The sequence below is a fragment of the Ruegeria sp. G5 genome (assembly GCF_056533365.1).
The window spans coordinates 142,585-154,979 of sequence record NZ_JBQFOK010000010.1; the positions used below are offsets into that span (position 1 = coordinate 142,585).

General features: G+C 55.6%; 10 protein-coding genes. 8 read left to right on the forward strand and 2 right to left on the reverse strand.

The window, feature by feature from the left end; translation table 11 throughout:
- The first annotated feature begins 150 nt into the window (after window positions 1–150).
- The 4 genes from ACR0BD_RS16915 to recF all read left to right on the forward strand — a co-directional run bounded on the left by ACR0BD_RS16915 (window position 151) and on the right by recF (window position 4,287).
- Window positions 151–282: a hypothetical protein gene (locus tag ACR0BD_RS16915; RefSeq protein ID WP_480832150.1), complete on the forward strand. Its 132-nt coding sequence runs from the start codon at window positions 151–153 to the stop codon at window positions 280–282.
- A gap of 137 nt (window positions 283–419) precedes the next feature.
- Entirely contained in the window at window positions 420–1,805 is a 1,386-nt protein-coding gene (dnaA, locus tag ACR0BD_RS16920) for a chromosomal replication initiator protein DnaA (RefSeq protein ID WP_480832153.1), read from the forward strand.
- A 228-nt stretch (window positions 1,806–2,033) separates the two neighbouring features.
- Window positions 2,034–3,155: a DNA polymerase III subunit beta gene (gene dnaN, locus ACR0BD_RS16925; protein ID WP_480698199.1), complete on the forward strand. Its 1,122-nt coding sequence runs from the start codon at window positions 2,034–2,036 to the stop codon at window positions 3,153–3,155.
- 34 nt (window positions 3,156–3,189) lie between these two features.
- A complete protein-coding gene (gene recF / locus ACR0BD_RS16930) occupies window positions 3,190–4,287 on the forward strand; it encodes a DNA replication/repair protein RecF (RefSeq protein WP_480832155.1) in 1,098 nt (365 codons plus the stop codon).
- On the opposite strand, the gene ACR0BD_RS16935 is transcribed toward recF, so the two are convergent.
- A complete protein-coding gene (locus ACR0BD_RS16935) occupies window positions 4,284–4,850 on the reverse strand; it encodes a carboxymuconolactone decarboxylase family protein (RefSeq protein WP_480698195.1) in 567 nt (188 codons plus the stop codon). The genes recF and ACR0BD_RS16935 overlap by 4 nt on opposite strands.
- A 100-nt stretch (window positions 4,851–4,950) precedes the next feature.
- On the opposite strand from ACR0BD_RS16935, the gene ACR0BD_RS16940 reads away from it, so the two are divergent.
- From ACR0BD_RS16940 to ACR0BD_RS16955, 4 genes are all read left to right on the forward strand, one after another.
- Window positions 4,951–5,523, forward strand: a complete 573-nt coding sequence (locus ACR0BD_RS16940) for a TetR/AcrR family transcriptional regulator (RefSeq protein WP_480698193.1) — start codon at window positions 4,951–4,953, stop codon at window positions 5,521–5,523.
- Between the two features lie 102 nt (window positions 5,524–5,625).
- A complete protein-coding gene (gene gyrB, locus ACR0BD_RS16945; RefSeq protein ID WP_480698191.1) occupies window positions 5,626–8,043 on the forward strand; it encodes a DNA topoisomerase (ATP-hydrolyzing) subunit B in 2,418 nt (805 codons plus the stop codon).
- Between the two features lie 618 nt (window positions 8,044–8,661).
- On the forward strand, window positions 8,662–9,573 hold the full coding sequence (locus tag ACR0BD_RS16950; protein WP_480832157.1) for an AEC family transporter: 912 nt from the start codon (window positions 8,662–8,664) through the stop codon (window positions 9,571–9,573).
- Window positions 9,574–9,620: 47 nt separating this feature from the next.
- Complete coding sequence (locus tag ACR0BD_RS16955) at window positions 9,621–10,646, forward strand: methyltransferase (RefSeq protein ID WP_480832159.1); 1,026 nt, start codon at window positions 9,621–9,623, stop codon at window positions 10,644–10,646.
- A gap of 63 nt (window positions 10,647–10,709) precedes the next feature.
- Here ACR0BD_RS16955 and ACR0BD_RS16960 read toward each other — a convergent pair whose 3' ends face one another.
- The gene (locus ACR0BD_RS16960) at window positions 10,710–12,362 is read right to left on the reverse strand and encodes an adenylate/guanylate cyclase domain-containing protein (RefSeq protein ID WP_480832161.1); all 1,653 of its coding nucleotides are present in this window, start codon (window positions 12,360–12,362) and stop codon (window positions 10,710–10,712) included.
- Window positions 12,363–12,395 lie beyond the last annotated feature (33 nt).

The following is a 12,395-nucleotide window of genomic DNA, read 5'->3' on the forward strand; positions in this document are numbered from 1 at the left end:
ACCCGAGTCAATATCAGAGTTTCGTTGCCGCGACCGCCGCCCTCTTGTTACCACTGATTCAGCGATTCACTCGCTTGGGGGGACAGGCTGTTTCACAGATCAGACTGACGGGCATCAGGACGATCTTGGAACGAATGTCGGTTGCCGGCCATGCCGGTTGCTGATCTGCTGCGGGACTTGGCACAACCAAGTATTCCAGCCCTGTCGAAAATTGAGATTGCGATACGCATCCCGGTTTCCGGGGGTGCTCCGGTGTTGGGGCGTCTTCTGTTCTGGATGTAATCGTTTTCTGGGATGAACGCCGGATCAATTCGATCCGGTGGATGGGAACCCTTTGCCGAGTGTCCGCACATACCGGGCAACCGGGCTTAGCAATAAGGCCGACAGGCCAATAAAGAATGGGATGCGTGAGGCGCTGAATGACACAAGAAAAATGGGGACTACTGCAAAACAAACTGCTCAAGGCGATCGGACAAAACAACTACACCACCTGGATCAAGCCTCTTCAGTTCCAAGAGCTGCAGGACGGCGTTGCGGTGTTCTCGGTGCCGACCAACTTTATGGGCAATTATGTTAGCCAGAATTTTGCTGACCTGATCTTATACGAGATGAATACCGCCGGGGAATCCGTCCAGCGGCTGGCATTTCGTGTTGCGGCGAACTCACCTGTGCGGCCGACGACCGACATCGAGATTGCGCCAGTTGAAGTTCAGGAGACCGAAACGCCGCAACAGCCAGAAGTTGCCAACAGCGCGCTTGAGTCACTGCAGGCCGCGCCGTTGGATGCACGGTTTACCTTTGACAGCTTTGTGGTCGGCAAGCCAAACGAATTGGCGCATGCTGCCGCGCGCCGTGTTTCAGAAGGTGGCCCGGTGACGTTCAACCCGCTGGTTCTTTATGGCGGTGTGGGGCTGGGTAAGACGCACCTGATGCACGCCATTGCATGGGAGCTGAAGACAAAGCGCCCCGACCTGAATGTGCTATACCTTTCGGCGGAACAGTTCATGTACCGTTTCGTGCAAGCACTGCGCGAGCGTCGGATGATGGATTTCAAACACCTCTTCCGTTCAGTCGACGTGCTTATGGTGGATGATGTGCAGTTCATCGCTGGTAAGGATTCCACTCAGGAGGAATTCTTTCACACCTTCAACGCGCTGGTCGATCAGAACAAACAGATCATCATCTCGGCCGATCGCGCCCCCGGTGAGATCAAGGACCTTGAGGATCGGGTAAAGTCTCGTCTGCAATGTGGTCTTGTTGTTGATCTGCATCCAACGGATTACGAACTACGTCTGGGTATTCTGCAGAACAAAGTGCAGCACTACAGCAGCACCTATCCTGATCTGCAAATCGCGGACGGCGTGCTGGAATTTCTGGCCCACCGCATTTCGACAAACGTGCGGGTTCTTGAGGGCGCGCTGACACGCCTCTTTGCCTTTGCTTCGCTGGTTGGCCGCGAGATCGATATGGAGCTGACGCAGGATTGTCTGGCCGACGTTCTGCGCGCGTCCGAACGCAAGATCACCGTCGAAGAAATTCAGCGCAAGGTCTCAGAGTACTATAACATCCGCCTGTCAGATATTATCGGCCCCAAACGCCTGCGGTCTTACGCGCGTCCGCGTCAGGTGGCGATGTATCTGTGTAAACAGCTGACCAGCCGATCCCTGCCCGAGATTGGTCGTCGGTTTGGCGGACGTGATCATACAACGGTCATGCATGGCGTGAAGCGCATCGAAGAGCTGAAAACCACGGACGGGCAGATCGCCGAAGACGTGGAAATGCTGCGGCGTTCGCTGGAAGCCTGAGGTCCATCCCCGACCACTCTGGAAACGCCCCGGACCCTCACGCCCGGGGCGTTTTCTTGTGCGAAATTGCCCACGGTCCGACATGAACTGTGCCAAAGGGGTCACGCGCCCCTTGACGCTTTGGGCAATCCGACTCAGAAATCCATAAAAAATCCTTGTGCCTCAGGGTGGAACCGCTAACGTGCCAGTCCCGCCCATTTCGGCACGCAAGTCAGAGGAATTGAGGGTATGAAGATCAGCATCGAACGCGGCACCCTTCTCAAGGCCGTTTCCCAGGCCCAATCCGTCGTAGAACGTCGCAACACCATTCCCATACTGGCCAATGTGCTGATCGAAGCTGAAGGGGATCAGGCGCAGTTTCGTGCAACAGATCTGGATATCGAGGTTGTCGATAAAGCACCCGCGCAGGTCGAAAAGGCAGGGGCAACAACCGTAGCGGCGACGACTCTGCACGAAATTGTACGCAAATTGCCGGACGGTGCTCTGGTGACATTGACGGCCGATAGCGCTGCGGGGCGTCTGACGGTCGAGGCTGGTCGGTCGAATTTTTCGCTGGCGACTTTGCCGAAAGAAGATTTCCCGGTCATGGCGTCGTCTGAGTATCAGTCGAACTTTACCGCTCCGGCAGCATTGCTGCGGCGTTTGTTCGATAAATCCAAATTCGCCATTTCAACGGAAGAGACGCGTTATTACCTGAACGGCGTCTACATGCATGTGTCGGATGCATCCGAGGGTGGTAAGGTTTTGCGTTGCGTGGCCACCGATGGGCACCGCCTTGCCCGTATCGATGCGGACCTGCCGGATGGCGCTGCAGATATGCCGGGTGTGATCGTCCCGCGCAAAACGGTGGGCGAGCTGCGCAAGCTGCTGGATGACGACGAAATGGATATCGCCGTGTCGGTCAGTGAAACCAAGGTACGCTTTGCAACGCCCGATATCACGCTGACCTCGAAAGTGATCGACGGCACCTTCCCGGATTACACCCGTGTGATTCCACAAGGCAACACACGCCAGCTTGAGGTGGATGCCGCAGAATTCGCTCAGGCCGTAGATCGGGTTGCAACCGTCTCATCGGAACGTTCGCGGGCTGTAAAACTGCAGCTTGAGGCAGATAAGCTGGTTCTTTCTGTGAATGCACCCGATAGCGGCGCCGCCGAAGAAGAACTTGCGGTGGCCTACGGGGATGAGCGTCTGGAAATCGGGTTCAACGCAAAATACCTGCTGGAAATCGCGTCGCAGGTGGATCGTGAGAACGCGGTTTTCCTATTCAATTCGGCAGGTGACCCGACCTTGATGCGCGAAGGCAATGACCAAAGCGCAGTCTATGTGGTCATGCCGATGCGCGTCTGATCGCGCCCGCGTCTTCTAGCGAAAGGGAGGGGTCATGGGTTTGGCCCTGACCGAACTTACGGTCTCGCATTTCCGCTCGCACAAGCTGGCGAGGCTGTCGCTGGATGGCCGCCCGGTTGCGATCCATGGCCCGAATGGTGCGGGCAAGACCAACATACTGGAAGCTGTGTCGCTGTTTTCACCCGGACGCGGAATGCGCCGGGCCAGCGCCGCAGACATGACCCGCAGGCCCGAGGCGTTGGGGTGGAAGTTGTCCGCTCTCTTGAGTCTTGGTGGCCGTAGCTACGAAATCGACACTTGGTCAGAGGGTGGCGCGGCGCGTCAGGTACGAATTGATGACAAAGCGTCCAGCCAGATCGAGCTGGGAAAACTGGCGCGCGTTGTCTGGCTGGTGCCATCAATGGATCGTCTGTGGATTGAGGGCGCAGAAGGCCGGCGGCGCTTTCTGGACCGAATTGCGCTGAGTTTCGATCCAGCCCATGCCGAAGCGTCTTTGACCTATGAAAAGTCCATGCGCGAACGAAACCGTCTTTTGAAGGAACAGGTACGCGACGCGCATTGGTATGCGGCACTTGAAGGGCAAATGGCCGAAACAGGTTACCGCATCCATTCGGCGCGGATGGCCGCGCTTGATCACTTGCGGGCTGCTCAGGATAAGGCGGAAACGGCGTTTCCTTCCGCCGAACTGGAATTGGTGCAAACCGAAGGTTCTATGCCCGATACTGTCGATGACCTGCGCGAGGCCCTGAACGAAAGCCGGTTCCGCGACCTGGCTGCCGGCCGAACGCTGGTCGGGCCGCACCGTTCCGATCTATACGGTGTTTTCGCAGCGAAAGGGGTCCCTGCCAAGGATTGCTCTACCGGAGAACAGAAGGCGCTGCTGGTCTCGCTGATCCTGTCAAACGCGCGTGCGTTGGCTGGAATGGTCGGTGCGCCGCCGATTGTGCTGCTGGATGAGGTGGCTGCTCATCTGGACGCCGGACGCAGGGCGGCGCTTTATGATGAGATTTGCGCGTTAGGGGCGCAGGCCTGGATGACGGGCACCGGGCCTGAGCTCTTCTCGGAACTGGGTGACCGGGCCCAGACGCTGATCGTTACCGAAAGCGATGAGGGCTCGGTCGTCAAGGCTTAGGCAGGCTCGCCGACTTTGCGTTCCCACAGGAAACCGCGCATAACTTCGTCGACCGGTGTTTGCGCCATGTGGTTTACGTAGTTCGACATGGTTTTCTGTGCCAGGCCCAGAACCACGTTCAACACGTCGCGGTGAGAGTATCCGGCGTCAAAGAAGGCTTGCAGCTGTTCGTCGGTCACGTTGCCACGTGTCTGCATCAATTGCAGCGTGAATGTGCGCAACGCTTCCAGTTTGGCCGACGGCAGCGGCGTTTCATTGCGCAGGGCTTCGGTAATTTCGTCCGACACTTTCATCATCTTTGCGATGCCGGTGTGGGCGGGCACGCAGTAGTGGCATTCGTTTTCGACGTTGATGGTCTGCCAAACAACAGTCTTTTCGTCATTGTCGAAATCGGTCTGCAGGAACAGATGATGCAAAAGCTGGTAGGCTTCCAGATGCTGGGGGCTTTCCGACATTACCTTGTGCAGGCCGGGCAGGCGGCCAAAGGCAGCTTGCGATTTTTCCAGCAGAGGCTTGGATCCTTCGGGGGCGGTCGTCAGGTCATGAGAGGGGAAGTTTGCCATGTCAAAACTCCTGTTTTTGGCGCGATGAGTCGTATTTAGGCTTTTTTGAGTGATCACTCAAGTATATATTTGAGCGAACATTCAAGAATTGGTGAATCCCATGCCCAGAAAACCCTCATACGACCGTGATGCGTTGATCGCGAAGGCTCGGGATCTTTTCTGGCGACAAGGTTGGGCCGGGACATCGCTGAAAGATCTCGAAGGCGAATTGAATCTGAAACCGGGCAGCTTTTATGCAGCGTTCGGCTCTAAGGACGCGTTGTATGCTTTGACCTTGGAACGATATGCGCAGGACGGCGTTGCGCGCCTTTTGGCGATGGCAGACGAGATAGGGCCGTTGAATGCGCTCAAGGCGCAACCTCACTTCGTGATAGATGAAAAGGAAATGCCGACCCGAGCCTGTATGTTGGCCAAGACGTATGCCGAGCTGCAGGCCAAGGGACATGATCTGGCCAACAAGGCAAGCTTTCATATGGTCGAAATGAAAGACTGTTTCGCCACCTTGTTTCGACGCGCGCAAGAGGCTGGCGAAATTCGCCCCGACCATGACGTAGAGCGGCTGGCCGCGCGGTATCAATCGGACATTCTGGGGCTCCGACTGTCGGCAGAGCGTGACGACGTGAATGCCCATGAAATCGCAAGTGACATTGCGGCTGATCTGGATCGTCTTTGATCTGTTAAAAAAGCCAATCTCTGACACAAAATATGGGGGTATGACGTGACATTCCCCACCAGAAAACGTATAAGTTACCAAAATAATATAGGTACTGACGGCATGTCCGAAGACGCACAGGCACCCCAGGAATATGGTGCAGATTCCATCAAAGTTCTCAAAGGCTTAGAAGCTGTTCGCAAGCGCCCTGGAATGTATATCGGGGATACGGATGACGGCTCGGGCCTGCACCACATGGTGTATGAGGTCGTGGACAACGGAATTGACGAGGCGCTGGCCGGTCACGCAGACCATGTCACGGTGAAAATTCACGCCGATTCCAGTGTTTCGGTCAGTGACAACGGGCGTGGGATTCCAGTGGATATCCACCCGGAAGAGGGTGTCTCGGCAGCTGAGGTCATCATGACCCAGCTGCATGCGGGCGGTAAGTTCGACAGCAACTCGTACAAGGTGTCCGGCGGTCTGCACGGCGTGGGTGTTTCCGTGGTGAACGCCCTGTCCGATTGGCTGGAACTGCGCGTCTGGCGCAACGGAAAGGAACACGTCGCGCGCTTTGAGGGTGGCGAGACCGCGGAACACCTGAAGGTGGTTCAGGACTGCGGCGATCGCACGGGAACCGAGGTGCGGTTTCTGGCCTCGACCGATACGTTCTCGAACCTCGAATATTCATTCGATACGCTGGAGAAGCGCCTGCGCGAGCTGGCCTTCCTGAATTCGGGTGTGCGGATCATCCTGATCGACGAACGCCCTGCCGAACGGCTGGAGACCGAGCTGTTTTATGAGGGTGGTGTCAAGGAATTCGTCAAATACCTTGACCGATCCAAATCGCCCGCGATGCCTGAGCCGATCTATATCAAGGGTGAGCGCGACGATATCGGCGTCGAAATCGCGATGTGGTGGAATGACAGCTACCATGAGACGGTTCTGCCCTTCACCAACAACATCCCGCAGCGGGATGGCGGGACGCACGTGGCGGGCTTCCGCGGCGCCCTGACCCGGACGATCAACAACTATGCGCAGTCCAGCGGGATCGCGAAAAAGGAAAAGGTCAGCTTTACCGGCGATGACGCGCGTGAAGGTCTGACCTGCGTTTTGTCGGTGAAAGTACCCGATCCCAAGTTCTCATCGCAAACCAAAGACAAGCTGGTATCCTCCGAAGTGCGCCCGGCGGTCGAAGGACTGATGAACGAAAAGTTGGCTGAGTGGTTCGAAGAAAACCCGAACGAGGCCAAAGCCATCGTTGGTAAAATCATCGAGGCTGCGCTTGCCCGTGAGGCCGCCCGCAAGGCGCGCGAATTGACCCGCCGCAAGACGGCGATGGATGTGAACTATCTGGCTGGTAAGCTGAAAGACTGTTCTGAGAAAGACCCGTCCAAGACCGAAGTTTTCTTGGTCGAGGGTGACTCGGCCGGTGGTTCCGCCCAGACGGGTCGTGACCGCCTGACTCAGGCCGTTCTGCCTCTGCGTGGGAAAATCCTGAACGTTGAACGCGCGCGATTTGACCGGATGCTGTCGTCGCAGGAAATCGGCAACCTAGTGATGGCGCTGGGCACTGGCATTGGCCGAGACGAGTTCAACATCGAAAAGCTCCGCTACCACAAGATCGTCATCATGACTGACGCGGACGTGGACGGCGCGCATATCCGGACTCTGTTGCTGACCTTCTTCTACCGTCAGATGCCGGAACTAATCGAGGGTGGATATCTGTATATCGCGCAGCCGCCGCTCTATAAAGTTTCGCGTGGTAAATCAGAAGTTTACCTGAAGGATCAGGCTGCGCTGGACGATTACCTGATCAATCAGGGCGTCGAGGGCGCGGTGCTGAAACTGGGCTCAGGCGAGGAAATCGTCGGGCAAGACCTAACCCGTGTGGTCGATGAGGCACGTCAGTTGAAACGCGTGCTGGACGCCTTCCCGACGCATTATCCGCGTCACATTCTGGAACAGGCCGCCGTGGCCGGGGCGTTTGTACCTGGTGCGGTGGATGCCGACCTGCAGGGCGTGGCCGACAAAGTCGCCGCCCGTCTGGATCTGATTGCGCTGGAATACGAGCGCGGCTGGCAGGGCCGGATCACGCAGGACCATGGTATCCGCCTGGCCCGTATCCTGCGCGGTGTTGAAGAGGTGCGTACTCTGGACGGCCCGATGCTGCGCTCCGGCGAGGCACGCAAGACCGGCAGCTTCACACAAAGCCTGCAAGAGGTTTACAACACTCCGGCCACGCTGGTTCGCCGTGACCGCATGCAAGCCATCCACGGCCCGCTGGACCTGCTGCGCGCTATTCTGGAAGAGGGCGAAAAGGGCCTGTCGTTGCAACGCTACAAGGGTCTGGGCGAGATGAACCCCGATCAGCTTTGGGAAACAACGCTGGACCCGGATGCACGCACGCTGTTGCAAGTGCGTGTGGATGATATGGTCGAAGCGGATGACCTGTTCACTAAGCTGATGGGCGACGTGGTCGAACCACGGCGCGAGTTCATTCAGCAAAACGCTTTGAGCGTCGAAAACTTGGACTTTTGATCGCTGTCCATTTGCACGATAAGCCACGACCTACGAAATCCTGTGCAGGGGTTTCGTAGGTCGGCAGGACGGTCATGTCAGGATCTACCCGAAATTCGGTAAGGTTCGTGCTGTAGATCAGAAACGGGATTTCAGAAAGTCTCTCAACATCGTCTTTAGTGCCCTTGAGGATTTGACCGGGATAAGTTTGAGGGTGTTCTCCGGCGTCAGGGTCGGCAGAGCGACGACATGGATCCTGATAAATGATGCAATAGCGAAACCTCTCACAGAGTGAAGCAAACCGGCAACCCTACAGCAGACCCGTCTAAAACGTTGGGGGAGGTCTGCTCGGAAATCTGATAGCAGCACATTCGTTGCAAAACTTTGAAAAAGCATGACGGTGAAACCAGTTCACGTCATCCTTCAATTCATACCATTCGCCCTAAGCCTTCAAAACAACTCAGGCAGTTTAGACGGCGACGCGTTGCTTTTGTAGAAAGGCAAACGTCGGTGTTCAAAATCTTGAACGTTGGCCCAACGTTCCACTCTGGGTTAAGGTTGATCGAATGAAACGACTGTGCTCGGGGGCTGATGGTGTAACAAGTGCAATTTGAAAGTCTGCTCGACTCATTTATCGTGATGCTTGCCCTGATTGGCGCTGCGATCTGGTTTCGACAAAAGAATGTTATTCAAGCTCATGAGCAAGGCGTGTTTGCGCGCCTCGTAACAGACTTTGCTCTCCCCGCATTGATATTTGCAAATCTCAGTAGCGAGCCCTTCAATTTAGACAACCTTTATCTTGCCTTTGTCATCTTCATTTCGATCGCTTTGGTCATGGTGGTGGCTTGGGCGATAGGCCGTTGGATGCAGCTGGAGCGACCGGTCTTGGGTTCCGTAATCCTGGTCTCAGGGGTAGGGAGCACATCCACGCTGGGATATTCATTGGTCCACGGGATATTCGGCGAAAACACAGAAGTAATGAGCCAGCTTGTCGTTATGGGCGAAGTTGGCGTCGTAATGCCGCTTTTTACGTTCGGTGTCGCGATTGCTAGTTACTTCGGTACGGATGTAGAAGATGGCCCTGATGTTATCGATGCGGCGAAGTCTTTTCTTCGATCTCCAATCTTCATTGCCTTTGTTCTGGGCATTCTGGTTTCCTCTTTTGGACTGGCTCCGGATCACAAGGCCATGGATTTGCTGAGCAGTGTACTGAGGATTGCCAGCGACTCGCTGACGTTTCTGGTCGCCTTCACAATCGGTCTCATGCTTAAGCCTGTCTCGTTCCGAGAAATCGCAGGGCTGCTGGTGTTGGTATGCGGATTGAAATTGCTCCTTGAGCCTGCAATCGCGGCAGCATTCGCAACGGTGCTCGGTTTAACCGAATTCCAAAAAGACATTCTGATTATTGAAGCAGCCATGCCATCGGGTGCCTTGGCGGCTGTGATCGCGGCACGATATGGGTGTGACGCGGCGACGGCATCGGCCCTTTTGATCGCAACGTATGCTTTTGGATTATTTGCGATCCCGATTGTCGGTCTGATTGCATTGTAGCGTAACTGTTGTGGCTATTGTCTTGCGCGTACCTATGGGAGGCTAGAATGACCAAGCCCACTCTGGATCACATCATGACTGTTGCGTCGGGCTATGGTGTGTCGCGTGTTTTGCTTGCCGCAACGGGGGCAGGTCTTTTCGGTCGTTTGGCGTCAGGTGGCATGACACTGTCCGAGATCCGCGCGGCGTATAACCTGCGGGAACGTCCGGCGATGGATATGTTGGATTTGCTGGTCTCGGTAAGACTTCTCAACCGCACTGGCGATGGGCCAAGCGCAGTCTACAGCAATACCGAAGAGACAGCTACATATCTTGACCCCGCAAAACCCGGATATATCGGCGGTATCCTGGAGCTTTGGGACAATCGCAATTATCGATACTGGGATACGATCTTTGAGGCTGCGCAAACCGGCGAAGCGCAGAACGAAAGCAAATCCCAGGAAACCGGTTTCTTTGAGACGCTTTACGCCGAGCCTGTGCGACTAGAAGCTTTCATGGCGGCGATGAACGGTTCGTCGCTGCACGCATTTAAAGAGTTGGCCCGCGTCTTTCCGTTCGAAAACTATCAAAGCGTTACGGATATCGGCGGTGCGGACGCGCTGCTATCGCGTCTTTTGACTCGGGCGCATGACCATCTGGCATGTACCTCGTTCGATCTGCCCGAGGTCACCAAAATCGCTCAGAGACGCGTGGTGGAAGATAATCTTGAACAACGCATAACATGCGTGTCCGGGAATTTCTTCGAGGATCATTTTCCACATGCCGATGTAATCACTATGGGTATGATCCTGCATGATTGGGACCTGGAGCAGAAACGATACCTGATCCAAAAGGCCTATGAGACGCTTCAGCGTGACGGCGCCCTTGTCGTGATTGAGGCTCTGATCGACGACGAACGGCGTGAAAACACATTTGGGTTGTTCATGTCTCTGACCATGTTGATGGAGTTCGGCGACCGCGCCTTTGATTTTAGCGCTGCGGAGTTCGAAACCTGGGCGCGAGAGATTGGTTTCAAACGGTTTGAAACCTTTTCACTAACCGGTATCACACGCGCAGTCGTGGCGTACAAATGAATGACCTTTGACGCTGAAGGCCGTTCGTCTAAAAACCTAAACGCTTAAGTGCCTGTTGGGCGGCTATGCTGGAATCGGATCATCTGGCAACCCTATCGCCTCTCTGATGGTGTCAGGCAGATGAAGGTTCTGTGCCAGGATATCTGCTCTTTCTACCAGTGATTCCGCCCGCTCTGCGGCAATTTCTGCTTCTGAATGCAGTCCCGACGTCCTGAGTATCCACGTTTTCACCAACCAGAAATGCCGACAATAAGGGCGCATTTCCGTGGCGTCCGAAATGGCCTCAATGGCACCCTTCTGGTCACCTTGCATCATGTGGGCAATTGACAGGGGATAAAGCCTGTAAGGCAGAAACGGATCCTCGGTTGAGCGAGCAACAGCTTTTAACAAACTCTTCCGAGCAGCTTCCCAGTTTCCGGCAATGATTTCCGTGTAACCGCTGGCCTCCATGCCGAGAACGTAGCTGGGGTTCAGTCGGAAAATTCTCTCGATGTCTTTTCGCGCACCATGCAAATCACCTGCAAGGCGTGCACGCACCTGTGCCCGTGTGTACCAGCAATAGTCGGAACGGGGCGCCGCCTGAACAGCCTTGTTCGAAGCTTCGATAATGCGCGTACGCAGGTCCGGATCAGCCTCGCGATAGCATGCTTCCAAGGGATACAGTTTGGCTTCGCACCACATCGCAAGCCCGGATCCGTTCTCGGGATCAAGTCGAAGCGCTCGCTCCAGCAATTTTGCGGCATGATGATAGTCCTCGACAGTGGCGCGATAAAACAGCATAGCCGCGCGGGACCTCAATTCGCTGGGGCTCAATTGATCGTCTGGAACGTCGCCAAGACGATCGCCGTCAAATGCGTTTATCTGCAAACGCAATTCGTCCGAAAGCTGTTCTGCGGCCCGGTCGGACAATTCAAACAGGTTCTCAGTGTCACCGTTCAAAAAACGCGACCAAATCACCTGCCCATCTCCTAACCGGGTCAGGCTGGACGAGATTCTTGCCTCCGCCTCGCGGCAACGTAACCTGCATCTCAGGCTGTACGTTGCTTTGGTCTCAGACGTTGAATCTGTTGCGATGACACGCACGCCGGTGCGGCGCGACAGGCTGTGAACCAGCTGCTCCTGCAGATCGGCGCAGACCTCAAGCGTTTCCCTCGTTTCAGGCGCGCTCGTGACGGGCTCCACCGCAATGGACGGTAGATCGGTGTGTTCATTTTCATGTTGCCGCGCAGGTCGCCATTGAAACGCATTCACCGGATTGGCAAGGTTCTTTAAATCGAATTTACCTGCATCGCTAAACCCTGCCGACAGCTTTTCGTCCAACTGCCGTTTAAGGTCTTCAGAGATCATCACGCCACCGGGTGGTGCCTCGGTTTGAAGGCGGGCAGTAATATTGATCCCGGTGCCATAAATGTCGGTTTCGTCTTGAACGATCTCGCCAAGATGCGCTGCCATCCGTAGTTTGGTTTTATCATGATCGGCCAATGCCGTTTGCACAAATTGGGCGGTTTCGATTGCTGCAGATACCGACGGAAAGGCAATGATCCATCCATCACCCATCCGCTTCAGGATCTCGCCACCTCTTCGCACGGCCTCGGGTTCCAGAAGCTTATCGCGAAGTTCGCGCACCAGTTCAATTGCGAGCGACTGATCCGCCTCCATTGCGGACGTATAACCGACCAGATCGGCCATCAAGATCACAGCCAGGCGCGCTCTCATACTGCAAGGTTAGGATAACGTTCGAATAATGTC